Genomic DNA, 25,156 nt, shown 5'->3' with positions numbered 1-25,156 from the left:
GCACGGGATCCAAGAGGTGGCAGGCGGAAACCTAGATGCCCTAGGATTCCGCCTGTCGCCATCGAAGGAGGACTCCGTATGCCCCGTGCGGGACTGACCGCCGACCGCCTGGTCGCGGCCGCCGCCGACCTCGCCGACGAGGTGGGCTTCGACAACGTCAGCCTGTCCGCGCTCGCCCGGCGCTTCGGCGTGAAGGACGCGAGCCTCTACTCGCACGTCAAAAACCTCCAGGACCTGCGCACCCGGCTGGCCCTGCACGCGGGCGCGGAGATGATCGACCGGATCGCGGCGGCCGTCGCCGGCCGGGCCGGCAAGGACGCGCTGGCCGCCTTCGCGGGCGCCTACCGGGCGTACGCCCTGGAGCGGCCGGGCCGTTACGCGGCAACCCAGATCCGCATGGACCAAGCCCTGATCGCCGAGTCCCCGCTCCTGCGCCGCACCGCCGAGATCACCTACGGAATGCTCCGCGCCTACGGTCTCGACGAACCCGATCTCACCGACGCCGTCCGCCTGTTGCGCAGCACCTTCCACGGCTACTGCGCGCTGGAGTCCACCGGCGGCTTCGGCGCCCCCCGCGACGTGCAGCACTCCTGGGACCGCTGCGTCGACGCCCTGCATGTGCTGCTCCTGAACTGGCCCCGCGAGGAAACGGACACGGACCGCGATGACTGATCTCCACTACGACGTCCTCGGCGGCGGACCCGTACTGCTCGTCGTCCCGGGCGGCGCGGGCCACCCCATGGGGCTCGGTCCGCTCACCGACGCGCTCGCCGAGCGGTTCACCGTCGTCACCTTCGACCCCCTCGGCCTCGCCCACGGCCGCCTCGGGCTGCCCGTCGCCGACCAGCGGGTCGAGGAGTGGAGCGACGGGGCGCGGCGGGTGCTCGACGCGGTGCTGCCCGACGGCGAGCGCGCGTACGTCCTCGGCACCAGCTCCGGCGGCATCGCCGCGCTCGACCTCCTCGCCCGGCATCCCGGGCGGTTGCGGCACGTGATCGCGCACGAGCCGCCCTGCGTGGGCGTGCTGCCCGACGGGGAGCGTCAACTGGCCGCGTTCCAGGGGGTGTACGACACCTACCGCACCGCCGGACCCGCGGCGGCGGGGGCCCGCCTGGGCGCCGTGCTCGCCGACCGGCCGACCGAGGAGCCCGCGCCCACCGAGTCCGCCCGGCCCCTGTCCCGCGACGAGGAGTCGAACAGTCCGATGGCCCTGTTCCTCGCCCACGTCCTGCGGGGTTTCACCGCGTACGTCCCCGCTCCGGGGATCCCGCCCGTGCCGCTCACGCTCGCCGCCGGGACCGACTCCCGGGGGCACCTCCTGCATCGTACGGCCGCGTTCCTCGCGGAGCGCGCGGAGAGCGGCTTCGTCGAGTTCCCCGGCGGTCATCTGGGAGCTCTGGAGCATCCGCGCGGGTTCGCGGCGGCCGTGGCGGACGTCCTCTGCCTCACACCGGACCGGCCGTAGCGTTCAGCAGCGCCTGCACCTCGTCGTACGCCGGTGCCGGGCCCCGCGGTGTCCGGCCGGCGCGGATGTCCGTCAGCGTGTCCAGGGCGGCGCCCAGGGCCCGCCGGTACAGCAGCGAGCCCAGGCTGACACGGCGTACGCCGAGGTCGGCGAGGTGCGGGAGGGCGGGCCCGGCAGGCGAGTAGAGGATGTTGAGCGGGACGTCGAGGTGCCGGACGAGGGCGGCGATCTCTCCTGGATCGCTCAGTCCCGGCACGAACACCCCGTCCGCGCCCGCCTGCCGGTAGGCGTCCAGCCGTTCCCTGGTGCCGGTGCCGTCGCCGAGCCAGTACGTGTCGGTGCGGGCGTTGACGAAGAGGCCGGGGGCGGCCGCCTTGACGGCGGCGATCTTCGCGGCGTGCCGGCCGACCGGGCCCAGGCCGTCCTCCAGGTTGATGCCGACCACACCGACCGCGGCCAGCTGCCGCGCGAACTCCCCCACCTCGTCCGGGTCTTCGCTGAAACCGCTCTCCGCGTCGACGGACACATACCAGGGCTGCGACCCCAGGACGCGGGCGAGCCGCAGGGTCTCCTCCCGGGTCGCCGCCGCCCCGTCGGGCAGCCCGGCGGCCGCGGCGACACCGAGACTCGTCGTCCCGACCGCCGAGAAACCGAGCGCGACGACGGCCGCCGCGGAGGCGTGATCCCAGACGTTGGGCAGAAGCAGGGGCTCGGGGGCGTGGTGGAGCGCGGCGAAGGAGGTCATGGGGCCACGCTAGGTCCGCGAACCTTCGGCCCTAGCCGAACTGTCCTGAACGGACCGACCCCGTCAGCCCGTCGCCGCCCGTTCCCGCGCGCTGCGCTCCACGCAGAACTCGTTGCCCTCCGGATCGGCGAGCACGGCCCACCCCGTGCCGTCGGGTCGGCGCCGGTCGTCGACCAGCGTGGCGCCAAGGGCGAGCAGCCGCTCGACCTCCTCGTCGCGCGTGCGGTCCTGGGGCTGGAGGTCGAAGTGGACGCGGTTCTTGACGGTCTTCTTGTCCGGCACGGTGACGAAGAGCAGCCCGGCCCCCTCGATCAGCACCTCCGGGTCGCCCGGCTCGTCGGCGTCCTGCAACGGCTGTCCGAGGACCTCGGACCAGAACAGCCCGAGGGCGTAGGCGTCGGCGGAGTCGATGGTCGTGTGGCGGATCGCAGATGTCATTCCACGGATTCTCGTCCGCCCCCGGAAACCGGGCGACAACTTTTTCCGCGCCGGCGGCGACTTCAGACCGTCGAACCCCGCTCAGCGGCGCGTCACCGACCACGACGACGCTCCGGATCGCCCGTCGGGAGCCGTGAACCGGTAGTGCTCCCGCGTTCCGTCGGACCACTGGAGGTGCACCTCGTGCGAGTCGTGCCGGTCGTGCGCGTCGTGCGCCTCCACCGTGACGAGCCGTGTCAGCGGGACGGGGTCCGGCTCGGCGGTGAGCCGGGCGAGGGCCACGAAGAGGGTGGGTCCGTCGCCCGTCTCACCGGTCAGCGTCGGTTGCTCCAACGGTTCCCGCACCGCGGCGAGTCCGGCTCCCGCCCCGGCCGGCTCCAGTTCGGTCCGTACGCCGTCGGCGGGCGCCCAGCCGGTGATCCGTACCGGCGTGCCCGGAGCCGCCCCCACGACGAGGTGGGCGCGCACCTCGGCCGCGCCGCGGGCCACGACCAGGCTGGTCACCCGGGCCGTGCCGGAGGCCGCGGTGTGCCGGGAGGCCGCCCAGCCGTCGCCGACGCCCAGCGGCTCGATCTCGGTGCGGCCGGGGTCGTCGCCGAGGGTCACGCTGTTGTCGTACGACGCGGAGGGCGCCGTCACGGTGGAGTAGGCGAGGCGGGTGTAGTACGGGTCGTAGCGGACGTCCTCGCTGCCGTGGTTGTGCAGCCGGACCAGTCCGTCCGAACGGGTCGACTGGAGCAGCCAGTTGGGGGCGGCGATGGGGGTGACCGCGTCCGCCCGCTCGGTCGGCCCGGGCTCCTCGGTGGCCGTCCAGACCTCGTGGTCGGGCGGAAGCAGCAGGCCGAGGAATCCCTTGCTGGCCCAGTAGGGGGAGGCCGGTCCGGAGTAGCCCTGAAGGACCCTCTCGTCCGGGCCGTGCCAGCCGAGGGTGAGCAGACCGCGGGAGTCGACCGCGCCGCGCTCCAGGAAGTACTTCAGGGCGCCCGAGGCGAGGCGGCGCGTCTCCCCAGGGGCCAGCGGGGTGTGTCCGGTCAGGGCGCCGAGCCAGAGCGGGGCGGCGGTGGCGAAACGGTACGTCAGGGAGCGGCCCTGATGCAGGGGGGCTCCGTCGGCGCCGAACAGGCGGGCGTAGTCGGCGAGGTGTTCCGACAGCCGCATACCGTAGACGGACAGCAGTTCATCGTCGCCCGCCAGCCAGGCGTGGAGCACCGGATACAGGTGCATCGCCCAGCCGTTGTAGTAGTCGAACTTCCGGCCGTCGCCGTCGGTGTACCAGCCGCCGCCGACGTACCACCGCTCGATCCGCTCCAGACCGCGCTCGGCGGCCGTGCGGGACGCCTTCGTCTCGTAGCCGACCGACTCCAGGAATCCGCCGACCGTGACCGGGAACAACTCCCAGTTGCACGGCCACGGTTCGGCGGTGAGCGCGTCCTCCAGCCAGGCCGCGGCCCGCTGCCGTACGGCGTCGTCGAGGCGGTCCCACAGCACCTCGCGGGTCAGCCGCAGCGCGAGCGCGATCGACGCCGCCTCGACCAGGGGCTGCCCGCGGTGTCCGATCCGGGGCCAGACGCCCGCGGTGCCGGCGGCGAGGCCGTCGGCGTAGCGCTGGAGCGCGGTCTCGTCGCGGCGGAAGGCCGCCAGCAGCAGCGTGCGGGCGTATCCCTCCAGGCCGTCGGAGAGCCGGCCCGACCAGCTCTCGTGGTCGCCGGGGAGGTGGTAGAGGGCGCGGTCGTCGGTGGCGTACGGCTCCACGGCGGCGAGCAGGGCGTCGGCGGCCGCCTCCCAGTGGGCGCGGGTGTATCCGGTGTACGGGCTGCGGTCGACCGCGGGCGGAGGCAGGTGCATCGGGTCTGTCGGTCCTTCCGGAGGGGAACCTGGAGCGCCTCGGTTCCGGTCCCGGCGCTCCAGGGGCTCATACGGGGTTCATCCCACCCGGACCAGGCCCTCCGGCACCAGATGCCGGGCGACGAGTTCGTCGCGCACCAGGCCGGCGTAGAGGGTGGCGCCGTGCTCGGAGGTGTGGGTGTTGTCGCGCTTCTCGTCGGTGAGGTAGAGCGCCTTGGAGCCCTCCACGCCCAGCGACTCGACGAGCGCCTTGGTCTTCGCCGTGAGGTCGATCAGCGGGACGCCCTCGGCGGCGGCGACCGAGCGGATCACGGCCGGGTGGTCGACGCCGAGGCCGTTGACGAGGAGCGCGGTGTTGTTGTTCAGCGTGCCGTCGGAGTTGAACCAGCGGCGCACGATCGGGGTGACGAGCACCGGCTCGCCGCCCCGGGCGCGCACGCCGGCCACCAGGGTCTCCAGGTTGGTCCGGTAGGTGGCTTCGTCGGTCGTCTTGTCGTTGTGGGCGAGCTGAATGAGGACAAGATCGCCGGGGCGGATCAGCGTGTCGACCGTCGCCCAGAGCCGGGGGTCGGCGAGGTAGGTGACCGTACTCTCCCCGGAATCTGCGTGGTTGGCGACCGACAGCCCCTTCCGCAGGTACTGCGGCAACTGTTGGCCCCAGCCGGAGTACGGGGCGCCGGGCTGGTCGCAGACCGTGGAGTCGCCGACGAGGAGGATCTGCCGGGCGTGGCGAGCGGGGGTGACCCGGATGTCGGCGAGGGCGGGCGCGGAGCCGCCGATGACCAGGTCCAGGCCGGGAGTTCCCTCGGCGCCGGTGGGTTCGCCCTCCGGCGTACGGACGTCGACGGTGAAGCCGCGGGCGACGCGCTCGCCGGCCGGGACGTCGGTCTCGGGCAGGAGCGCGCGCCGGGTCTCGCCGGTGACGCTCGTGCTGGAGTCGGCGTCGTCGCCGAGGAGGACCTTCACGTCGTAGGTGCCGGCCGGGACGTCGAAGTGGCAGACGCCGGCGGTGCAGTGGTCGAGGCCGAGGGGCCTCCCGCCGGCGCCGTGCGCGTGGGCGGGCGCGGCCGCCAGCGCGGCGCTCAGGCTCACCGCCGCCAGCAGGGCGATGTTGAAACGTCTCACGTGCGGCTCCTCCGTCACGGCGTCGGGTCCTGGCCGCTGGACGGTACCGCCTTCGGCAAGCGCTTTCTAGTCCTGGGGTGCCATTCACAGAACTGCCAACGCTCCCCGCGCGAAAGCCCTTTCGCGAAATCGATTCAACTGCCACCCTGCAAGAGCTCGCCCGGCAGGTCGGCCGGAGACCGGGAGCCCTTCCGGCCACCCCGGCGGGCGGCGGCGGTCGACGGGGGCGACGGCAGGGCGGCGGCTGTCGACGCGTGCCGCACCCCGACGAGCCGACCCCGGGCGCCTCCGCACCGGACCCCGCCTGGACCCGCACGACGACCGCGACCCGCACGACGGTCGCGACCCGGCGAACGGGTCCGACCCCGGCAGCACGTCCGGCGCGACCTGCCGGACGGGCTCCGACACCCGCACCCACCCCCACACACACCTCCCGTAAGGAGGATCCCCATGTCCGCATCCCCGCAACGGCCCCTCGGCCGCCGCGCCTTCGTGGTCGGCACCGCTGCCGCCGCCGGCGGCGCCGCCCTCGCCGGCCCGCTCGCGCCGATCGCCTCGGCCGCGTCCTTCGGCTGGCGCGACGACGGCTCGAACTACGTCGTCGACACCGGCGCCAACCTCGTCTTCAAGATCAGCAAGACCAACGGCGACCTGACCTCGCTGGTGTACAAGGGCACCGAGTACCAGGGCTACGGCGGCAAGAACTCGCACATCGAATCCGGCCTCGGCACCTCCACGGTGACGATCCGTCAGTCGGGCTCGACGATCCTGATCTCGGTCGCCTACGGCACACTGCGGCACTACTACGCGGCCCGCAGCGGCGAGAACAACATCTACCTGTGGACCAACCGCGCCGACACCTCGGTCGCCTCGACCCGCTTCATCCTGCGCGTCAAGGCGGGCCTGCTCCTCAACGACGAGCCCGATTCCTACACTTACGCGCCCACCACCATCGAGGCCTCGGACGTCTTCGCGAAGTCCGACGGCCAGACCCGCTCCAAGCACTACTCCAAGCTGCGGGTCATCGACTACAACTACATCGGCTGGAGCGCGAACGGCGTCGGCCTGTGGATCGTCCGCTCCAACCACGAGAAGGCCTCCGGCGGCCCCTTCTACCGCTCCCTCCTGCGCCACCAGAGCGCGGACGGCGGCGGCCTGTACGAGATCCTGCACTACGCCCAGAACCAGACCGAGGACGAGCGCTTCGGCCTCCAGGGCCCGTACGTCATCGCCCTCACGGACGGCGGCGCCCCCTCCTCGTCTCTCTACCCGGGCACCCTGACCACCTCCTGGGCCGACTCCCTCGGCATCTCCGGGTACGTGCCGGCGAGCGGCCGCGGCCGGGTCGCGGGCGTCGGGATCACCGGCCGCAACACGGCGTACCCGTACACGGTCGGGCTCGCCAACTCGGCCGCCCAGTACTGGACTTCGGCCCGCGCCTCGGACGGCTGGTTCTCGATCGCGGGCGCGCTGCCGGGGACGTACACGCTGACCGTCTACAAGGGCGAACTCGCCGTTTACACCACCTCGGTGACGGTGACCGCGGGCGGCACGACCACCCTCAACACGATCGCGATCCCGTCCTCGAACGACCCGAGCAACGCGAGCGCGATCTGGCGCATCAACGACTGGAACGGCACCCCGAGCGGCTTCAAGAACGCCGACCTCATGACGTACGCCCACCCGTCCGACGTCCGCGCCGCGGCCTGGACGGGCAACGTGGTCATCGGCAGCGGCACCGAGACCTCGGCCTTCCCCTGCTACCTCTGGAAGGACGTCAACAGCGGTCTGCTCGTGTACTTCAAGCTGACCGCTGCCCAGGCCGCCGCCGCTCACACGCTGCGCATCGGTGTGACGACGGCCTACGCCAACGGACGGCCGCAGGTCGTCGTCAACGACACCTGGACGTCGACGATCCCCTCCCCGCCCACCCAGCCGAGCACCCGGTCCCTGACCAACGGCTCCTACCGGGGCAACAACCACACGTTCACCTACAGCGTCCCGGCGAGCGCCTGGCGCACGGACACCGGCCAGTACAACATCCTGAAGATCAACGTGGTGAGCGGTTCGGGGACGACGGGCTATCTCAGCGCCGGTACGTCGATCGACGCGATCGATCTGCTGGTCTGACCTCACGTCATGTTCCGCGCGTCCACTGCTGGTTGGTCGCTCCGTTGCAGGTGTACGTGATGATCGCGGCGGAGTTGGCGGTGGACGCGCCGTTCACGTCGAGGCACTCGCCGGTGGCGCGGGCCTTGATGTTCACGTACGACCCCGAGGCGACCACCGACCACTGCTGGGTGGTCGTACCGGAGTCGCAGTCCTCCTGGGTGACATTGGTGGCGTTCTCCTGGAGGCACAGGGAGCTGCCGCGGCCGACCAGCTGGTAGTAGCCGGTGCCGAGGTCCTTGAACCACCACTTCTGGTTGCCGCCGCTGTTGCAGGTGTACTGGGTGAGGGCGATGCCCTGCCGGAGCGACTGGTTGGGCACGTCCGCGCACTTGGAACTGTTGTGCGCGATCAGCGTGTTGTACGTGGCGCTCGTCCCGCCGATCGTGCCGGCGGCCGTGTCCACGGTGATCTCCGGGTACCAGGACATGGACATCGTGGTGGAGGTGGGGAAGGCCAGCGGCAGCCACACGTACCGGGAGTCGTTGACGGTCCCGCCGAAGGAGTTGCCCCAGCGGTCGCCCATGTAGAGGTACGAGGTGCCGGACGTCCCGGTGATCGGGAGGACGTACGCGGTCTGGGAGTTGTACGTCGTGGAGTCGCCGACGTTCGCCATCGAGGTCCACGGTCCGGCGAGCGAGGTGGCGGTGGCGTACTGCTGCTGGTTGGCGCTCCAGCCGGTGGCGCCCGAAGTGAGCATGAAGTAGACGCCGCCCCGCTTGAAGAGCGCCGGGGCCTCGCGATGGCCGCTCGGCCACGGGTTGGCGACCAGGCTGTCGATGGCCGTGTAGTCGGCGGTCAGCTTGTAGATGTGCAGGTCGTAGTTCTCGTTGGCGGCCGAGACCATGTAGCCGGTGCCGTCGGTGTCGACGTACGTGGTGATGTCGCGGGACATGTACTGGCCGAGGGGGCGGAAGCTGCCCTGGTAGGTGTAGCTGCCGTCGACGGTGTCGGAGACGGCGACGGCCGCGCGGGCCTCGCTGTAGTCCGTGCCGTTCTCCTTGTGCATCCACATCACGAACTTGCCGGTGGACGCGTTGTAGACGACCTTGGGCCGCTCGATGTAGGCGGTGCCCAGCTCGGCGGCGGAGGACTGGGTCAGGACGTTGTTCCTGAACTCCCAGTTCTTCAGGTCGGTGGAGCGGTAGACGGAGACAGCCTTGAAGGTGTTGTCGGCGTTGCGGTTCTCGCCGAACCAGTAGTAGTACGACCCGACCTTGATGACTCCGCCGCCGTGCGCGTGCACCACATCGCCCGCGGTGTCGGTGAACTGGGTGCCGTTGGCCACGGTCTGGGTGGCCGCCTGGGCGGGGCCCGCGGTGGCGAGGGCGCCGGCCAGCGCCAGCAGCACGGCGAGGAGGATCGCGTACGCGCGTCTCATCTCAGGTCTCTCCTTCAAGTTCGAGACTGCGAACGGCGTGTGGCGTGACGAACGCCGAAAAGGTAAGGGTGTGTCACGGCCGGGTCAACGGGTCTGACGAGACAGGAGGGAAAGCCCTGCGCAAGCGTTTTCCACCGCAGGGCGATTTTCTGTTATCCGTGGCCGCCCGATCCGTCTCCCAAGGTGTGCGCAATCCACTCCCCACCACAGCCTCGGCCGCCGGTGCGCTGGCGGCGGTCGCCGTCCTGCTCGGCGCTCCCCCGGCCTCCGCCGCCGTCCGGGACGTCACCGCCGACGTCCTCGCCGGCCGCGATGTCACCCTGACCGGCGACACCGTGATCACCATGCCCCGCGGCACGACGACGTACGACGGCGTCCTGCGCGGCGAGGGCACCCTGACCGTGCGCGGCGCCGGAACCCTCGTCCTCACCCGGGACAGCGACTTCACCCTGCCCAGGTCCCGACAGCGGCAGCGCGTCACCGTACGGGGCGGCAACCACCCGTACGTCACCACGACCGCCCCGGACCCGCCCGCGATCACCGTCGAGCGCGGGGCGACCCTGCAGTACGGAAACGGCGGCACGACCGGATTGATCGGCCATTTTCCGTACGACACCCCGGCGTTCCGGCTCAACCAGGACAACATCCGGGTCGACGGCACGCTGCGGCTGTCGCTCACGAGCGCCTACAACCTGGGCACGATCAGCGGCTCGGGCCTGATCACGCAGCCCCGCTTCCTCTGGGGCAGCTGGTCCCTGTCGGGCACCCACCCCTTCTCGGGAGTGATCGACAATGGCACGCAACTCAGCGCGGGAGCTCCGGAGTTCGCCACATCGCTGCCGAACGTGCGCAAGGTCCTCAACCAGGGCACCTGGACCGTGGACACGCCTCTCGGGCAGACCGTCACCATGGGCATGGACTTCTACCAGCGCGAGTACGGCAGTGACATCAACATCCAGTCCCGGCCCGGCAGCAAGGTGATCCTGACCGGCCAGTACAGCTGGTCGAACCAGGGCGGCGACACCGACCCGTCCCTCAGCGACCCGGCCCTGAACTGGACGCCCGCGCGCAAGAACGTCAACAAGCGCGGCACCAACATCAAGGGCGCGAACGTCCAGTGGGGCGACGGCACCACCCATCGGATCTTCATGCCGGGAACCGCCGAGACCGTCTACATCAACCTCCTCGCCGCCCGCTCCCGTTCGACGCTCACCTTCGACTACGACGGCCCCGTCACTCTCGGCGCACCCATCGGCGGCGGCGTCTTCCACGACACCCTCGCGGCCCCCGGCGCGGGCGATGTGGTCATCGCCGGGACCCGCGGGAACGACGTGACGTTCGCCGCCGCGCAGTACTACGACGGCTCCACCACCGTGGAGAAGGGCGCGATCCTGCGGCTCGGGTCCGCCCAGGGGGACGGCTCCCTGCTCCTGAGCACCCCCCACAGCCGGATCCGGAACGACGGGACGCTCGTCGTCCAGAACACCGCGAAGGCGGTCTCGCTGTCCCGGATCGGCGGCAGCGGGGCGCTCGTGCAGTCCGGCGCCGCCACCACCACCCTGACGGGCGCCTCCGTGACGTACACGGGGACGACGACGGTCACCCGGGGCACCCTGGCCCTGCGCGGCGGCGCCACGCTCACCAACAGCCGGGCGATCCGGCTCACTTCGGCGGGCGCGCGACTGGACGCGGGCGGCTCCGCGCTGCGCGTGAGGAGCTCGCTGAGCGGCCCGGGCACGGTCCTGGGCGCGGTCGCCAACGAGGGCGCGGTCGTCGGCGGAGTGCGGGTGGCCGGCGACTACACGCAGGACGAGCACGGTCAACTCGGCGCGGCCGCACGGCCGTTGACGGTGAGCGGTGCGGTCCGGCTCGCGGGCGGGCTGGATCTGTCCGCGCTCGCGACCGGTTCCCCCACCGCCTCCGCCTCCCCGTCCGGCTCGGCCGGCCGGCCCTCGCCCCCCGCCGAGATCAGGATCCTGGACCACACCGGTCGCGCCCCGACCACCGGCACGTTCGACGAGCTGCGCGAGGGCACCGAGGTGAAAGTCGGCGACAGCGTCTACCGGATCAGCTACCGGGGCGGCGACGGCAACGACGTCGTCCTCACGGCCGCCGCCGCGGGTGCCTCGGCCGGCGCGCACGGTCCGGCGTCCCCGGACGCCGGCGCCCCGGAGGCGAGCGGCAGTACCGCCGACGGAGACGGGTTCGGATGGTGGCCGTACGTCCTGGCCCTCGGGATGCTCGGCGGACTGGTGGTCCCGGCGACCCTGCGCCGGCAGGGCACCGGCCGCCGACGGGCCGGCCGGCACGCGGCGCACGGAAGCGAGCCGTACGGACCCGTGGACGGCTGAGCGTCGGCTTCCGGGGGGCGGTCGGCGCCCGCGCGGTCGGGAACCCCCGGGGTTCGTCCCATATACCGGTCGGTCTGTTCACCTATTGGACATCGCGGACGCCTTCCCTGCCCTGTCGACTAGCGTCATGTCATGACCAGCGACACCCCTTCCCGTCCCACCCTCGCCGAGGCGCTCGCCGCCGGATCCGTCGTCCTCGACGGCGGCATGTCGAACCAGCTGGAGTCGGCCGGGCACGACCTGAGCGACGAGCTGTGGTCGGCGCGGCTGCTCGCCGAACGGCCCGAGGCCGTCGTCGAGGCCCATCTGGCCTACTTCCTGGCGGGCGCCGACGTGGCGATCACCTCCAGCTACCAGGCCACGTTCGAGGGCTTCGCACGGCGCGGGATCAAACACGAGGAGGCGGCCGGTCTGCTGCGGCGGTCGGTGGAGCTGGCACGGGAGGCGGCCCGACAGGCCCATGCGCGGGGCGTCGCGCGCCCGCTGTGGACGGCGGCCTCGGTCGGCCCGTACGGGGCGATGCTGGCGGACGGCTCCGAGTACCGGGGCCGGTACGGCCTGAGCGTCGACGAGCTGGAACGTTTCCACCGGCCCCGACTGGAGGTGCTGGCCGCCGCCGGACCGGACGTGCTGGCCCTGGAGACCGTGCCGGACGCCGACGAGGCACGGGCGCTGCTGCGCGCGGTGCGCGGGCTGGGGGTGCCCGCCTGGCTCTCGTACACGGTCGACGGTCGGCGGACGCGGGCCGGCCAGCCCCTGGAGGACGCCTTCGCCCTGGCCGCCGACGCGGACGAGGTGATCGCGGTCGGCGTGAACTGCTGCGCCCCGCAGGACGTGGACGCGGCCGTGGAGATCGCCGCCCGGGTGACCGGCAAGCCGGTGGTGGTCTACCCCAACAGCGGCGAGGGCTGGGACGCCGAGGCCCGCGCCTGGACCGGCCGCGCCTCCTTCGCCCCCGAGCAGGTCCTCGCCTGGCGACAGGCCGGGGCCCGTCTGATCGGCGGCTGCTGCCGGGTGGGACCGGAGGCGATCACGTCGATCGCCGGGACGTTGGCGGCGTAGCGACGACGGATCAGTGCCGTCGTTCCCCTGCCGCGCGGCGGAACCTGCGGACGGCGGAGCGCAGTTCCGTGCTCCGGGCGAGGGCGAGGCGCACCGACAGCAGGCTCGACGCGGCGGCCTGCTGTGTTCCGGTGTCGGGGGCGGGGTCGGTACCGGTGCCCGTACCGGTAGCGGTTTCTGGGCCGGGGTCGGCGCCGGGGACGCGGGCGCCGGTCGGCGGTGTGTCGGCCATGTCCCACAGAGCGAGTTCCGCATCCCGTGGACCGTATGCCGTATACGTTCCACCGCCACCCGTCGACTCGCCGCCGTAGATCCGTACCGGATGGGTGGCGTCCCATGCCTCCCACCCGGGATCCCCCGTCTCCGCGAACCGCACCCACGCCCCGTGCATCGCCTCGGCCAGCTCGCGCGGGGCGCCCTCGCCGGCCAGTCTCGCGGACTCCGGCACGTCCCCGGTGTCGAAGACGAAGCCGAGTTCCAGGGCGTGGCAGGCGCCGAGGTCGGGCAGCTGGGAGGGCCAGGCGAACTCGTAGACGTACGACGTTCCGGGGCGGGCGTCGGCCAGGCGCTGGAGCGGGCGGCGCAGCAGGTGGTCGGTGACCATCTGGCCGACGATCTCGGCGGTGCCGGCCTCGGGGTGCAGGGCGCGGTAGCCGCGGGGCACCTCGTGGCCGCAGTGGCAGCGGGCCATGGCGCCGGCCAGGGCGACGGGGCCGAGCCGGTCGACGCGTTCCAGCAGGCCGCCGGGGACGAGCCAGAGGCGGTACTCGTCACGGGTCCAGCCGAGCAGCAGGTCGACACCGGGGGCCGCGTCGCCCGCGACGAGTGCCTCCAGGGGGTCGCGCGGGACGAGGTCGCCGTCGACGACGATGCCGAAGGCGGGCCCGCCCAGGACGGGGCTGCTGAGCCGGCCGGCCTCGGCCTGGGTGCGCAGCAGCAGTTCGCGGTCGACGGCGGCGAACGCCTCGGCGGTGGCCGGCACCTTCAGTCGCGCCGCCATCCGGCGGACCATGCGCCGTACCTTGTCGCGGTCGAGCGCCTCCGGCGCGCCGCTCTGCAGCACGGCCCGCCGGAACAGGCCCTGTGCCTGCGGGGCGGCGATCAGCGCGCCGATGCTGATCGCCCCGGCGGACTGGCCGGCCAGGGTGATCCGCTCGGGGTCGCCGCCGAACGCGGCGATCGAGCGGTGGATCCACCGCAGGGCGGCGAGCTGGTCGCGCAGCCCGGCGTTGGCGGGGGCGTCCGGGAACAGGCCGTAGCCCTCGACGCCCAGGCGGTAGTTGATCGAGACGCAGACGATGCCGTCGCGGGCGAAGGTACGCCCGTCGTAGACCGGCACGGCCGAGGAACCCCTGGTCAGCGCGCCGCCGTGGAACCACACCAGGACCGGCAGCCGGGAGCCCGGGCCGGGTGCCGGGGTCCAGATGTTGAGATTGAGGCATTCGTCGCCGGGCACGACGGGGTCGGACAGGTACTTCTCGAACGCTTCGGAGTACGGCGGTTTCGGCGCCGTCGGCCCGAAGGCGCCCGCGTCGCGCACACCGTCCCAGGGTTCGGGCGGTGCGGGCGGCCGGAACCGACGGGGGCCGAAGGGGGGTGCGGCGTAGGGGATCCCCCGGAAGACCGCGATCCCGCGCTCGTACCTGCCGCGCACGGCCCCGTACGGGGTCCCCACCACGGGGTCCGTGCCGGCCGCGCCCACGGGTTCCGTCCGGTCCGCCGTCATGCGCCCCACCAGCCCTTCGCCGCGCTCCTGCACCGGGTATCACCAGAGCACCACATCGGCGCCGGGTATTCCGGCGCACGAGCCCGGCGGGAGGGCTGTTCGGCGTACATCGGGGTGCCGAAGCCGTGCCGGCCGAGGCATCCATCCGTCGGCGGCGGACCCGTAGCCCCCGCACCGACGATTGACCACGCCTCCACGCCGGATCTACGGTGGAAGGCGCTTTCAGAAAACGCTTTCCCCGCACGCTGTCCCCGCACCTCAGGAGAGGCATGCCCAGCGCCCAGCTGCCCCGGGCCGTGTTCGCGATGGATCCGGTGCACCTCCCGCTGCTGTTTCCGGCACCGCTCCTGGACCGGTTGCGGCGGACCGCCCGGATCGATCCCGCGCTCGTCGTGCGGGACCTCGCCGATCCCGCCGCCCGGGCCGCACTGGCCGACGCGGACGTGCTGATCACCGGCTGGGGCTGCCCCCAGCTGGATGCGGACGTCGTCGTCGCCGCACCCCGGCTGCGTACCGTGCTGCACGCCGCGGGCTCGGTGCGTTCGCTGGTCGGCGAGGCGCTCTGGCAGCGGGGTGTCGCCGTCTCCAGCGCGGTCACCGGCAACGCCGTACCGGTCGCCGAGTACACCCTCGCCATGATCCTGCTCGCCGGGAAGGACGCCTTCACCCATCGCGAGCGCTACCGGCGCACCCACGCCCAGCCCACGCCCGCCGAGACCGCGCCCACCGGCAACCTCGGACGCCGGGTCGGGGTGATCGGCGCGTCCCGGGTGGGCCGCCGGCTGCTGGAGCTGCTGCGGCCCTTCGACTTCGAGGTCCTGCTGTACGACCCGTACGCCGACGCCGTCGAGGCGGCCGACCTCGGTGCTCAACTGGTCTCGCTGGAGGACCTGTTGACACGCAGCGACATCGTGAGTCTGCACGCCCCCGACCTCCCCGAGACCCATCACCTGCTCGACCGGGCCCGGCTCGCGCTGGTCCGGGACGGCGGCGTGCTGATCAACACCTCCCGCGGCGCCCTGGTCGACCACGCCGCGCTCACCGACGAACTGGTGTCCGGCCGGCTGCACGCGATCCTGGACGTCACCGACCCCGAGCCGCTGCGCGCCGACTCCCCTCTCTACACGCTGCCCAACGTCGTCCTCACCCCGCACATCGCGGGATCGCTCGGCAACGAGCTGGAGCGGCTCGGCCGGATCGTCGTGGAGGAACTGGAGCGACTGGCGACGGGCCTCCCCCTGGCCCACGAGGTACACCACGCGGACCTGTCCCGGGTCGCCTGACGCGGCGGAAGCGTTGCGGCGGGCGGCGAAATCGAACGTCTCCACCGCCGCGTCGGCCGGGAACTCCGGGTGGTCCTGCCAGAGGTGCGCGACGGACACCAGGAGATTCCACGAGGCGTCGGCGTGCAGTTCGGCCCGCCGGGGAGCCCTCCGGCCCGGAGGCCCGGAAGTGGCGGACGGCGCGGGGATTACCGCGCCCAGCCGCTGTCCGATTCGTTCAAGACCGCGCATCCGACGGCCGCCTACGGTGGCCGCATGACTCCACGATTCGACGCCATCGAACTGGTCGTCTCCGACATGGCCGCCTCCCTCGCCTTCTACCGCCGGCTCGGCCTCGTCTTCCCCGAGGGGGCGGAGCAGCAGCCGCACGTCGAGACGGAACTGCCGGGCGGGCTGCGCCTGTTGCTCGACACCGAGGAGACGGTGCGCTCCTTCCACCCGGGGTGGCGGGCCCCGTCCGGAAGCGGGCGCGTCTCGCTCGCGGTGCGCTGCGACGGGCCGGACGAGGTCGACGCGGTCTACGCGGAGCTGGTGGACGCCGGTCACCACGGCGAGCTCAAGCCGTGGGACGCGTTCTGGGGGCAGCGGTACGCCGTCGTGCACGACCCGGACGGAAACGGCGTCGATCTGTTCGCGCCGCTAGCTCCGCGGCAGTAGATCGGTCGCCGTCACGCCCGTCAACTCACGTACGTCCCGGGAGAGATGGGCCTGGTCGGCGTATCCGGAGCGGGCCGCCGTCTCCGCGAGCGGCACGCCGGTGCGGGCCAGGGCGAGGGCTCGCTGCAGCCGTAGGATGCGGGCCAGCGTCTTGGGGCCGTAGCCGAAGGCGGTGAGCGAGCGGCGGTGCAACTGGCGGGCACCGTAGCCGAGTTCGTCGGCGGTCGCGCCCACCGGACGGCCTGCGGCGAGGGCGGCGACCAGTCGGCGCAGGGCCGCGTCGGGCGGGGCCGCCCGTTCCAGGGCCAGTTCCTCCAGGCCCGTCGCCGGGTCCGGCGCGGCCGCCACTCTCGCGCGCAGCCGCCGTACCTCCCCGGCCGGCCACAGCTCGGCCAACTCCACGCGTCGGTCGCGCAGTTCGTGGGCCGGTACGCCGAGGAAGGCGGGCGCGGCACCGGGGAAGAAGCGAAGGCCGGCCCAGGGGGTGGGCGGGCCGTCGGGGACGTACGCGCGCGTGTCGGGGCCGGCGACCAGCAGCCGCCCCTCGTTCCAGAGCAGGTCCATGCACCCGTCGGGCAGCACCGGACCCGCCCCGGCGCCATAGGGGGTGTTGGTCCACACCACCGCCCCGTCCAGCCGCGAGGGACGCTCCCTGTACATGCGAGCAAGGCTACGCCGCGACCGCCCCTGCGCCCCTCCCCCTACACCCCCTGCGCCACCGCCCTCCCCCGGTGTTCCTGTGGGCTCACCCCGTACACCCGTTTGAACGCGATGGAGAGCGCGAATGCGCTTCCGTAGCCGACCTCTCGGGCGATCGCGCCGAGCGTGTCGTCGGTGTCGCGCAGGCGGTCCGCGGCCAGGGCCAGGCGCCAGCCCGTCAGATAGGTCATCGGGGGCTCGCCGACCAGCGCGGTGAAGCGGCGGGCCAGGGCGGCGCGCGAGACGCCCGCCTTGGCCGCGAGCGACGCGACGGTCCACGGGTGGGCCGGGTCGCCCTGGACGAGCCGCAGCACGGGACCCACGACCGGGTCCGCCAGCGCCCGGTACCAGGCGGGCGCCTCCGCCTCGGGCCGGGCGAACCAGGCCCGCAGCGCGGCGATGACCAGCAGGTCCAGCATCCGGTCCAGGACCACCTCCTGGCCGGGCTCGTCGCGCACGATCTCCGTCATGAGCAGCGGGGTGAGCGGGTACGGCCACACCGCGGCCGGCAGCGCGAGCAGCGGCGGCAGCGCGTCGAGGAGCCGTCCGCTGATCTCGCCCCGCATCAGATACGTACCGATCAGCAGGACCGTTTCGCCGTCGGTCCGGTCGCCCCAGGTGCGCACACCCAGGTCCATCGATCCGTTGAGCGGGCGCCCGTCGGGGTAGGCGCAGGCGCCGCCGGGCAGGATCAGCGCCTGCGGGGCGGTGGCGGGGTCGTCGGCGCAGGTGTACGGCGCGGGGCCGCGGGCGATGGCGAGGTCGCCGGGGCCGAGCCGGACGGGGTCGCCCGTGTCCGGCAGGACCCAGGCCGCGCCGCGCACCACGAGCATCACCGTCAGCGGGGCGCGGTCCTCGACGCGCACGCTCCACGGCGGGTCGAAGCACGCTCGGATCATGAGGGCACCACGCGCGCGTGGCCCCTCCAGCAGCCCCGCGAGGGGGTCACCCTGGGTGAGGAGGGTCGAACGTGGGGGTGCGTCCATGCGGTCAGCGTAGACGCGCGCGTATGCGGGTGAGGCGTTCGGCGATGGGCCGCTCCGGCTCCCGGCGTTTCACTGGAGGCATGACGGCGAACACGGCGCACGAGACACGGAACATGACGGTGGTGGTGACCGGCGCGACCGGTCGCAGCGGCAGCAGGGTGGCGCGGTCCGCGGAGGCGGCGGGGCTGACGGTCCGGGAGGCCACCCGCGCCCGGGGCTTCGACTGGTACGCCCCGGCGACCTGGGCGGACACCCTGCGCGGAGCGGACGCGGCCTATCTGGTGCACCCCTCGGACGTGGGCGCCCCGGACGCGCCGCGCACGATCGGGCTGTTCGCGCACGAGGCGGTCTCGCTCGGCGTACGGCGGCTGGTGCTGTTGTCGTCGCGCGGTGAGGAGGACGCCCGGCCGACGGAGGAGGCGCTGCGCGAGTCGGGGGCGGACTGGACGGTCGTACGGGCCGCGTGGTTCGCGCAGAACTTCAGCGAGGGCCCGCTGGTGGAGGAGCTGCGGGAAACCGGTGAGCTGGTGTTTCCGGGCGGGGAGGTGCGGGAGCCGTTCGTCGACCTGGGGGATGTGGCGGACGTGGTGGTGAGGGTGCTGACGGCGGGCGAGCGGTACGTGGGGCAGTCGCTCGCGGTGTCGGGGCCGCGCCTGCTGACGTTCCGGGAAGCGGTCGCGGAGATCGCTCGGGCGACCGGGCGCCCGCTGACGTACACGCCGGTGCCGGCGCGGCGGTACGGGGAGCGGCTGGCCGGCTTCGGGGTGCCGGCCGAGGAGGTGGATTTCCTGGTCGAGCTGTTCGAGTCGCTGCTCGACGGGCGCAACGCGTACCTCTCGGACGACGGGGTGCGGCAGGTGCTGGGCCGGGCGCCGCGCGACTTCTCGGAGTTCGCCAGGGAGACGGCGGCGACGGGCGTCTGGAAACACTGAGCGCGCCGCGGACGCCGTGCACTGTGCCGACGCCCGCGCGCCCCGGGCCCGACGCCCTACGTCTCCCCGTTCGACCCCTCCCCCTGTCCCTTGGACGGCGTCTTCGCGTGGGTGCGCAGGCGGCCCGTCACGTCCTCCGGGGGGAGGAAGCGGGACCAGCGCTCGGGGAACTCGGACGGCATGTCGGGGTCGTCCGGATCCTCCTCGTGGGAGCGGGCGGCGGCGACGCGGGCGACGTACTCGGCGGCCTCCTCCTGGCGCAGCCGCTCGTTGGCGGCGCGGGCGGCGGCGGTCGCGGCGGCCGGCCAGACCCGGTCGATCGCGGCGTTGACGGCGGCCCCGACGAGCACGGCGAAGGCGGACACACCGATCCACAGCAGGACGGCGACGGCGGCGGCGAGCGAGCCGTAGATGGTGGCGCCCTCGATGGTGTTCTGGAGGTAGATGCGCAGCAGGAAGCTGCCGAGCACCCACATGCCGAGCGCCACCAGCGCGCCGGGCACGTCCTCGATCCACGGGGAGCGCACCGGCACGGACACGTGGTAGAGCGTCGTGAGGAAGGCGACGGACAGCCCGATGACGACGGGCCAGTACAGCACCTGCACGACCGTCGCCGACCAGGGCACGATCCGCACCACGGCGTCCGGCCCGGCCACGATGAGCGGCAGCGCGATGGAGCCGATCAGCAGGGCGGCGAGGAACAGCAGGAAGGCGACGACCCGCGTCTTGACGATCCCGCGCACACCGTCCAGGCCGTACATCACGGTGATCGTGTCGATGAAGACATTGACCGCGCGCGATCCGGACCACAGGGCGAACAGAAAACCGATGGAGATGACGTCGGGCCGGCCGCCCCTCATCACGTCGTCGAGGATGGGCTGGGCGATCTGCCGCACGCCCTTGTCGGAGAGCACCGTCCGCGAGGCGTCGAGGATGTTGGCCTCCAGGCTGCTGATGGTGTCGGTGCCGGTCCAGTCGTCGACGTAGCCGAGCAGGCCGATGAGGCTGAGCAGGAGGGGCGGCACGGACAGCAGCGAGAAGAAGGCGGCCTCGGCGGCCAGGCCGAGGATGCGGTACTCGATGCAGGAATTGACGGTGTCCTTCAGGAGCAGCCAGGCGGTCCGGCGCTTGGAGACGTTCCGGTAGAGGGCACGCGCCCGGTGGAGACGCCCCGGGGCGCTCTCGGGTTGCTCGGGTGACTGACTTGCTGGCTGCACGTCCTAAAGGTATCCGCCACGGGAGGCTCCACTCATCCCCGGTGGACGGCGCTGTTCTCCCCGGTGGGCCGCGCTGTGGGGTCGCGGCCCGGGTGCCGGGCGGCGCCGGCACCGGCCGGTGCCAGGCTCGGGCCCGCCGGATCGTGTCCCGGCCGCCATGCGGACCGTACCCGGGGGTACGTTCGCGGTATGGCAGGCAGCACGCACACCGTGACCAACCAGCCCCCGCCCCTCGTCGGGTACGACGTCTACGGCGCCGACCGCGCCCTGGTGGCGGCCGTCGAACGGCATCTCGACCCGACGCTGCTGGACGAGGCGCGCGGCGACCTCTCCGCGCTGGGCCGGGCCGCGGGCTCGGCCCAGCTCCAGGAGTGGGCCGTCCAGGCCGATCAGAATCCACCGCGGCTGCGCACCCACGACCGGTACGGAAACCGCGTCGACGAGGTCGACTTCCATCCCGCCTGGCACCGGCTGCTCGGCAAGGGCGTGGGGGCCGGCCTGACCGCGGCCTGGGCACGGCCCGGCGGGCATGTGCGGCGGGCGGCCGGGTTCCTGGTCTGGACGCAGGTCGACGCCGGCACATGCTGTCCGCTGTCCATGACCCACGCGGCCGTGCCCGCGCTGCGGGCGGAGCCGGCTCTGGCAGCCGAGTGGGAGCCCCGGCTGACGTCCACCCTGTACGAGAGGGTGCTGCGGCCCGCCCCCTTGAAGGCGGGGGCGCTGTTCGGGATGGGCATGACGGAGAAGCAGGGCGGCAGTGACGTCCGGGCCAACACCACGCAGGCGCGGCCGCTCGCCGAGGCGGGGACGTACGTCCTGACCGGGCACAAGTGGTTCTGCTCGGCGCCCATGTCCGACGGTTTCCTGGTGCTGGCGCAGGCGCCGGACGGACTGACGTGTTTCCTGGTGCCTCGGGTCCTGGCGGACGGTACGCGCAATCCGTTTCTGATCCAGCGTCTGAAGGACAAGCTGGGAAACCGGTCGAACGCCTCCGCCGAGGTCGAGTTCGACGGCACCTGGGCGCGTCGGGTCGGTGAGGAGGGCCGGGGGGTGCGCACGATCATCGACATGGTCGCGGCGACCCGGCTGGACTGTGTGCTGGGCTCGGCGGGGCTGATGCGGCAGGCGGTCGTGCAGGCGCTGCACCACTGCGCGCACCGCGCGGCGTTCGGCGGGAAGCTGCTCGACAAGCCGTTGATGCGCAATGTTCTGGCCGATCTGGCGCTGGAGTCGGAGGCGGCGACGGCGCTGGCGCTGCGCCTGGCGGCGGCCTGCGACGACGGCGGCGAGCAGGAGCGGGCGCTGCTGCGGATCGCGGTGCCGGCCGCGAAGTACTGGGTGACGAAGCGGTGCGCGCCGGTGGTGGTGGAGGCCGCGGAGTGTCTGGGCGGAAACGGTTATGTCGAGGAGTCGGGGATGCCCCGGCTGGTGCGCGAGTCGCCGCTGAACTCCATCTGGGAGGGCGCCGGGAATGTGCAGGCGCTGGATGTGCTGCGGGCGCTGCGGCGCGAGCCGGGGGCGCTCGACGCGTATCTGCGGGAGGTCGGGCAGGCGCGGGGTGCCGATCACCGGCTGGACGCGGCGATCAAGGACCTGCTGACGGATCTGGCCGATCTGGAGGGTGTCGAGGCGCGGGCCCGGCGGCTGGCGGAGCGGTTCGCGCTGGTGCTCCAGGGGGCGCTGCTGGTGCGGTTCGCGCCGCCGGAGGTCGCCGACGCGTTCTGCGCGGCCCGGCTGGGCGGTGACGCGGGCGCGGCCTTCGGGACGCTGCCGCACACGCTGGATCTCAAGGCGGTGGTGGACCGGGCGGGGCCGCCGTCGTGACGCCGCGCCCGCGTCCTCGGCTGCGCGCCGCCGAACGGGGAAACAGCTCCGCCGAGCCGGGAGCACAGGTCCGCCGAGCTGCGAAAACAACGCCGCTGAGCTGGGAGAACAGGTCGCGGGGGTGATGCTGCGCCGACACGGCACCACCCCCGCGGGTATGGCCCTGCGAGGCCAGATACGCCGCTCGGGACGGCGTGCGTCAAGTTTCAATCACCCTGGGGACGTCCACCAGGGTTGCAGAGGGTTGCAACTTGGTGCCGGAGTGTCCGGACTGCGCCCCTCCGCCGGGCGCGGGCGGCAGTATTGAGACGCATCAGCGCGACCGGAAACCGTCGGCCGCGAGGCTTGACATCCGGTCACTCATCCGTCCGAGCGCATGTCCTCCCCGGGAGGCCCCTGTGGCGAACTCGCCCAAGAACGTGGCGCAGCTCGCGGCCGTCGACGCGGCGCGGGCCGCGCGGGTGCTCAGCGAGGTGCGCGACGCGCGGCTCGCCGGCCGGCGGGCCCGGCCCGCGCCGCGCCCGGTGATCGAGCAGTCCTGGAACCGCATGCTGCGCAGCGGGGTCGACCCCGATCACGATGTCCGGTCGGGTCTGCTCAGCGCCGACGAGGTGCGCCGGCGCCGGGAGGAGTCACCGCTGAAGGACGTGCTCCCGGTGCTGCGCGAGGGGTTGCTGTCGGTCGCGGACGTGGCGCACCACATCATGGTCGTCGCCGACGACGAGGGCCGGGTGCTGTGGCGGGAGGGCTGCAGTCCGGTGCTGCGCCGGGCGGACGGGCTGGGTTTCGAGCTGGGCGCGGACTGGCGCGAGGACGTCGTGGGCACCAACGGCATCGGCACGCCGGCGGTGGTGCGCAGACCGGTCCAGGTGTTCGCCTCCGAGCACTTCGTGCGCTCGCAGACGACGTGGACCTGCGCGGGCGCCCCGATCACGGATCCGCGCGACGGGCGGCTGCTGGGTGTGGTGGACGTCAGCGGTCCGCTGGAGACGATGCATCCGGCGACCCTGGCCTGGGTCGGCTCGGTGGCCCAGCTCGCCGAGGCCCGGCTGCGCGAACGGCATCTGGGCGCGCTGGAGCGGCTGCGGGCGGTGGCGGCGCCGGTGCTGGCGCGGCTGGGCGGGCGGGCCGCGGTGGTGGACCGGGACGGCTGGACGGCGGCGGTCACCGGGATGCCGTACGCGAACCGCATCGCGCTGCCCAAGGCGCCCGCGCCGGGCCGCCGGTGGCTGCCGGCGCTGGGGCTGTGCTCGATGGAACCGCTGGACGGCGGCTGGCTGGTGCGGCCCGTCGACGAACCGGTGCCGACGGGCGCCACCCGGATCGCCCTGGATCTGACGCGGCCGCGCCGCTGGTCGGTGACGGTGTCGGGTCCGGCGGGTTCGTGGACGCGCGAACTGAGTCCGCGGCACGCCGAGTTGCTCTATCTGCTGGCGGTGCGGCGCGGCGGGCGCAGCGCGGCGGAACTGGCCGAGGACGTGTTCGGCGATCCGGCGCGCACGGTGACGGTGCGGGCCGAGATGTCGCGGATACGGCGGTATCTCGGGGGTCTCCTGGAACACCGGCCGTATCGTTTCTGCGAGGACACGGAGGTCGAGGTGCTCCTCCCCGACGACCCCCGGGACCTGCTCCCGCATTCCTCGGCGCCGGCGCTGCTCGGCGAGCGGGCGACGGCCGGAAGCGAGCGGTGACCCCACACCACCGCACACCGTGAATGTCCCTACCTCACCGCGACGCCGCTCGGGGCGTCTTCCGTACAACCCGGACCATCTTCCGTATATCTGCGGGGTCTTCGTCCGCCGCACGGGTCACCTGCCGTAGCATCCCTCTACGGGCCACCCCACCTGCTCCTCGGTCAACGTACGGATCATCAGGCGCAGTTGGCTCGCCTCGGGAGGACGAATGAAGCATCGGGGCCGACATCGCCGGCGCAGGCGCGGCAGGGCGTTGCGCGCGTTCCTGGCCGGAACCGCTCTCGCGCTCACCGGCGCCGCCACCATGATCAGCGCGTCCCAGGCCACCGTGACGAACGAGCCTGGAGCCCTGAAGCCGCTGACCGCTCCCGCCGCCGCCGAGCAGGCGGAACTCACCGAGGAAGCGGTCCCCCAGGCATCGCTGGACCTGCTCGCCTCGGGCATGGGCCGGCCGGTCGGGGTCGGCGAGGTGCTGGCCGACCCCGACGGCACGCTGCGCGACGCCATCGGCTGCACGTCCGCCGAGCGCCGGGCGCTGCCCGTGGCGCCGACGGCCACGCGCGCGTACTGCTGGGACGCCGACGACACGCGCGGCTGGCAGCCGGGCGCGGTCACCACCTCCGGGGACGCGGACGAGGACGGCCGCTGGGGTGCGAACCGGGTGATCCTCTCCGGCTGGTCGGCCCTCGACGGCGCGGCGGGAGGCCGCACCACGGCGGGCGACCGCGGCAGGGCGGGCGACGGCCGGCTGGCCCGGGTCGCCGTCGTCGACGCCAACGACCTCGGCTCGCTCACCTACACCTGGGTGCTGCTGGTCGTCCCGGTGGAGGGCGGCCGCGACTACCGGGCGCTCGGCTCACGTGTCGCCGGAATGGTCTGGTACCAGAACAAGCTGCTGGTCACCGCCGACGAGGGGGACCGGGCCGCGCTCTACGTCTACGACATGAACCGCGTCCAGCGCGCGAACGTGACCGGTGACGCGGTCGGCCGGGTGCCGGGCGGCTGGTCGGCGCACGGCGAGCGGTACGTCCTGCCGGCCGTCGGGGTGTACCGGGCGACGGGCGGTGCGCGGGCGCCGTACGCCGCCTCCGTCTCGCTGGACCGCAGCACCGCGCCGGACAGCCTGGTGGCCGCCGAGTGGACGCTGCCCGGCGGCGACCGGCACGCGCGCCTGTGGCGCTACCCCCTCAGCACCCTGCCGGAGCGCTCCGGGCTGCTGCACACGGACGCGGCGGGACGGGCGGTGCCGACCGAGGTGTACGAGACGAAGGCGACCGGGGTGCGCGGGGTGCTCGCGCGCGGGGACGCCTGGTACGTGACGCGCGCGGCCGACGCGCACGAGCGGCACGGCACGCTGTGGCGGCTGGACGAGGACGGTTCGCGGGCCGCGGAGTGCGGGACCGGAGCCGCGGACTCGCGGCGCTGCTGGAGCGGGCTGACGGAATCGCTTTCCTACGCGGAGGACAGCGGGGAGGTGTGGACACAGTCCGGGCAGGCGCTGTTCGCGATGCCGCTGGCCTCGATCGACAGATCGGCGGAGTAAATGGTTACCTGGCC

The 25,156-nt window shown here is 73.1% G+C and carries 20 protein-coding genes; 11 read left to right on the top strand and 9 right to left on the bottom strand.

The genetic code is table 11. The features are described from left to right. The first annotated feature begins 78 nt into the window (after positions 1 to 78). Together ACZ5NW_RS01535 and ACZ5NW_RS01530 are read left to right on the top strand one after the other, a co-directional pair. Positions 79 to 672 (top strand): TetR-like C-terminal domain-containing protein, encoded by a 594-nt coding sequence (locus ACZ5NW_RS01535; protein ID WP_468741662.1) that lies wholly within the window; start codon positions 79 to 81, stop codon positions 670 to 672. Next, on the top strand, positions 665 to 1,465 hold the full coding sequence (locus ACZ5NW_RS01530; RefSeq protein ID WP_468741661.1) for an alpha/beta fold hydrolase: 801 nt from the start codon (positions 665 to 667) through the stop codon (positions 1,463 to 1,465). The genes ACZ5NW_RS01535 and ACZ5NW_RS01530 overlap by 8 nt, the downstream gene beginning before the upstream one ends. Here the strand turns inward: ACZ5NW_RS01530 and ACZ5NW_RS01525 are convergent. The 4 genes from ACZ5NW_RS01525 to ACZ5NW_RS01510 form a co-directional block, all read right to left on the bottom strand. Continuing rightward, positions 1,446 to 2,210: an isocitrate lyase/PEP mutase family protein gene (locus ACZ5NW_RS01525; RefSeq protein WP_468741660.1), complete on the bottom strand. Its 765-nt coding sequence runs from the start codon at positions 2,208 to 2,210 to the stop codon at positions 1,446 to 1,448. The genes ACZ5NW_RS01530 and ACZ5NW_RS01525 overlap by 20 nt on opposite strands. Before the next feature lie 63 nt (positions 2,211 to 2,273). After that, positions 2,274 to 2,648 carry a VOC family protein gene (locus ACZ5NW_RS01520; RefSeq protein ID WP_468741659.1) on the bottom strand — a complete coding sequence of 125 codons (375 nt, stop codon included), beginning with the start codon at positions 2,646 to 2,648 and terminating at the stop codon, positions 2,274 to 2,276. A gap of 81 nt (positions 2,649 to 2,729) precedes the next feature. After that, complete coding sequence (locus ACZ5NW_RS01515) at positions 2,730 to 4,493, bottom strand: DUF2264 domain-containing protein (protein WP_468741658.1); 1,764 nt, start codon at positions 4,491 to 4,493, stop codon at positions 2,730 to 2,732. 78 nt (positions 4,494 to 4,571) lie between these two features. Continuing rightward, positions 4,572 to 5,618, bottom strand: a complete 1,047-nt coding sequence (locus tag ACZ5NW_RS01510; RefSeq protein ID WP_468741657.1) for a rhamnogalacturonan acetylesterase — start codon at positions 5,616 to 5,618, stop codon at positions 4,572 to 4,574. A gap of 450 nt (positions 5,619 to 6,068) precedes the next feature. Here ACZ5NW_RS01510 and ACZ5NW_RS01505 point away from each other — a divergent pair, with 450 nt between their 5' ends. Then, positions 6,069 to 7,748, top strand: coding sequence for a rhamnogalacturonan lyase B N-terminal domain-containing protein (locus ACZ5NW_RS01505; protein ID WP_468741656.1), 1,680 nt, complete (start codon positions 6,069 to 6,071; stop codon positions 7,746 to 7,748). 7 nt (positions 7,749 to 7,755) lie between these two features. Here the strand turns inward: ACZ5NW_RS01505 and ACZ5NW_RS01500 are convergent, their stop codons facing one another. After that, on the bottom strand, positions 7,756 to 9,168 hold the full coding sequence (locus ACZ5NW_RS01500; RefSeq protein WP_468741655.1) for an RICIN domain-containing protein: 1,413 nt from the start codon (positions 9,166 to 9,168) through the stop codon (positions 7,756 to 7,758). Positions 9,169 to 9,353: 185 nt separating this feature from the next. Between ACZ5NW_RS01500 and ACZ5NW_RS01495 the strand changes: the two genes are divergently transcribed. Together ACZ5NW_RS01495 and mmuM are read left to right on the top strand one after the other, a co-directional pair. Continuing rightward, positions 9,354 to 11,519 carry an autotransporter gene (locus ACZ5NW_RS01495; protein ID WP_468742952.1) on the top strand — a complete coding sequence of 722 codons (2,166 nt, stop codon included), beginning with the start codon at positions 9,354 to 9,356 and terminating at the stop codon, positions 11,517 to 11,519. A 132-nt stretch (positions 11,520 to 11,651) separates the two neighbouring features. Next, positions 11,652 to 12,581, top strand: a complete 930-nt coding sequence (gene mmuM / locus ACZ5NW_RS01490; protein WP_468741654.1) for a homocysteine S-methyltransferase — start codon at positions 11,652 to 11,654, stop codon at positions 12,579 to 12,581. A gap of 10 nt (positions 12,582 to 12,591) precedes the next feature. Here mmuM and ACZ5NW_RS01485 read toward each other — a convergent pair whose 3' ends face one another. Next, positions 12,592 to 14,307, bottom strand: a complete 1,716-nt coding sequence (locus tag ACZ5NW_RS01485; protein WP_468741653.1) for a carboxylesterase/lipase family protein — start codon at positions 14,305 to 14,307, stop codon at positions 12,592 to 12,594. Between the two features lie 269 nt (positions 14,308 to 14,576). On the opposite strand from ACZ5NW_RS01485, the gene ACZ5NW_RS01480 reads away from it, so the two are divergent. Together ACZ5NW_RS01480 and ACZ5NW_RS01475 are read left to right on the top strand one after the other, a co-directional pair. Continuing rightward, entirely contained in the window at positions 14,577 to 15,590 is a 1,014-nt protein-coding gene (locus ACZ5NW_RS01480) for a hydroxyacid dehydrogenase (RefSeq protein ID WP_468741652.1), read from the top strand. Between the two features lie 255 nt (positions 15,591 to 15,845). Next, positions 15,846 to 16,247 (top strand): VOC family protein, encoded by a 402-nt coding sequence (locus ACZ5NW_RS01475; RefSeq protein WP_468741651.1) that lies wholly within the window; start codon positions 15,846 to 15,848, stop codon positions 16,245 to 16,247. Here the strand turns inward: ACZ5NW_RS01475 and ACZ5NW_RS01470 are convergent. Next, positions 16,230 to 16,907: a helix-turn-helix transcriptional regulator gene (locus tag ACZ5NW_RS01470; RefSeq protein ID WP_468741650.1), complete on the bottom strand. Its 678-nt coding sequence runs from the start codon at positions 16,905 to 16,907 to the stop codon at positions 16,230 to 16,232. The two genes, ACZ5NW_RS01475 and ACZ5NW_RS01470, sit on opposite strands and share 18 nt — an antisense overlap. A 41-nt stretch (positions 16,908 to 16,948) precedes the next feature. Next, positions 16,949 to 17,932: an AraC family transcriptional regulator gene (locus ACZ5NW_RS01465; RefSeq protein ID WP_468741649.1), complete on the bottom strand. Its 984-nt coding sequence runs from the start codon at positions 17,930 to 17,932 to the stop codon at positions 16,949 to 16,951. Between the two features lie 80 nt (positions 17,933 to 18,012). Here ACZ5NW_RS01465 and ACZ5NW_RS01460 point away from each other — a divergent pair, with 80 nt between their 5' ends. After that, the gene (locus ACZ5NW_RS01460) at positions 18,013 to 18,864 is read left to right on the top strand and encodes an NmrA family NAD(P)-binding protein (protein ID WP_468741648.1); all 852 of its coding nucleotides are present in this window, start codon (positions 18,013 to 18,015) and stop codon (positions 18,862 to 18,864) included. Between the two features lie 56 nt (positions 18,865 to 18,920). On the opposite strand, the gene ACZ5NW_RS01455 is transcribed toward ACZ5NW_RS01460, so the two are convergent. Then, entirely contained in the window at positions 18,921 to 20,081 is a 1,161-nt protein-coding gene (locus ACZ5NW_RS01455) for a YihY/virulence factor BrkB family protein (RefSeq protein WP_468741647.1), read from the bottom strand. A gap of 189 nt (positions 20,082 to 20,270) precedes the next feature. On the opposite strand from ACZ5NW_RS01455, the gene ACZ5NW_RS01450 reads away from it, so the two are divergent. From ACZ5NW_RS01450 to ACZ5NW_RS01440, 3 genes are all read left to right on the top strand, one after another. Beyond that, complete coding sequence (locus tag ACZ5NW_RS01450) at positions 20,271 to 21,905, top strand: acyl-CoA dehydrogenase family protein (RefSeq protein ID WP_468741646.1); 1,635 nt, start codon at positions 20,271 to 20,273, stop codon at positions 21,903 to 21,905. 398 nt (positions 21,906 to 22,303) lie between these two features. Further along, complete coding sequence (locus ACZ5NW_RS01445; RefSeq protein WP_468741645.1) at positions 22,304 to 23,596, top strand: helix-turn-helix domain-containing protein; 1,293 nt, start codon at positions 22,304 to 22,306, stop codon at positions 23,594 to 23,596. A gap of 211 nt (positions 23,597 to 23,807) precedes the next feature. Further along, the gene (locus ACZ5NW_RS01440; RefSeq protein ID WP_468741644.1) at positions 23,808 to 25,142 is read left to right on the top strand and encodes a hypothetical protein; all 1,335 of its coding nucleotides are present in this window, start codon (positions 23,808 to 23,810) and stop codon (positions 25,140 to 25,142) included. Positions 25,143 to 25,156: the final 14 nt, after the last annotated feature.

This window comes from Streptomyces sp. NPDC032126 (assembly GCF_055580085.1).
Note: the sequence above shows the minus strand (reverse complement) of the source record. Positions and strands in the feature narration are given on the sequence as shown.

Bases quoted from the DNA above. Each gene is read 5' to 3' on its own strand.
- ACZ5NW_RS01450 (WP_468741646.1), top strand. From the start codon at position 20,271: ATGGCAGGCAGCACGCACACCGTGACCAACCAGCCCCCGCCCCTCGTC.
- ACZ5NW_RS01525 (WP_468741660.1), bottom strand. From the start codon at position 2,210: ATGACCTCCTTCGCCGCGCTCCACCACGCCCCCGAGCCCCTGCTTCTG.
- ACZ5NW_RS01480 (WP_468741652.1), top strand. From the start codon at position 14,577: ATGCCCAGCGCCCAGCTGCCCCGGGCCGTGTTCGCGATGGATCCGGTG.
- ACZ5NW_RS01500 (WP_468741655.1), bottom strand. From the start codon at position 9,168: ATGAGACGCGCGTACGCGATCCTCCTCGCCGTGCTGCTGGCGCTGGCC.
- ACZ5NW_RS01485 (WP_468741653.1), bottom strand. From the start codon at position 14,307: ATGACGGCGGACCGGACGGAACCCGTGGGCGCGGCCGGCACGGACCCC.
- ACZ5NW_RS01460 (WP_468741648.1), top strand. From the start codon at position 18,013: ATGACGGCGAACACGGCGCACGAGACACGGAACATGACGGTGGTGGTG.
- mmuM (WP_468741654.1), top strand. From the start codon at position 11,652: ATGACCAGCGACACCCCTTCCCGTCCCACCCTCGCCGAGGCGCTCGCC.
- ACZ5NW_RS01530 (WP_468741661.1), top strand. From the start codon at position 665: ATGACTGATCTCCACTACGACGTCCTCGGCGGCGGACCCGTACTGCTC.
- ACZ5NW_RS01505 (WP_468741656.1), top strand. From the start codon at position 6,069: ATGTCCGCATCCCCGCAACGGCCCCTCGGCCGCCGCGCCTTCGTGGTC.
- ACZ5NW_RS01475 (WP_468741651.1), top strand. From the start codon at position 15,846: ATGACTCCACGATTCGACGCCATCGAACTGGTCGTCTCCGACATGGCC.
- ACZ5NW_RS01470 (WP_468741650.1), bottom strand. From the start codon at position 16,907: ATGTACAGGGAGCGTCCCTCGCGGCTGGACGGGGCGGTGGTGTGGACC.
- ACZ5NW_RS01465 (WP_468741649.1), bottom strand. From the start codon at position 17,932: ATGGACGCACCCCCACGTTCGACCCTCCTCACCCAGGGTGACCCCCTC.
- ACZ5NW_RS01535 (WP_468741662.1), top strand. From the start codon at position 79: ATGCCCCGTGCGGGACTGACCGCCGACCGCCTGGTCGCGGCCGCCGCC.
- ACZ5NW_RS01440 (WP_468741644.1), top strand. From the start codon at position 23,808: ATGAAGCATCGGGGCCGACATCGCCGGCGCAGGCGCGGCAGGGCGTTG.
- ACZ5NW_RS01520 (WP_468741659.1), bottom strand. From the start codon at position 2,648: ATGACATCTGCGATCCGCCACACGACCATCGACTCCGCCGACGCCTAC.
- ACZ5NW_RS01515 (WP_468741658.1), bottom strand. From the start codon at position 4,493: ATGCACCTGCCTCCGCCCGCGGTCGACCGCAGCCCGTACACCGGATAC.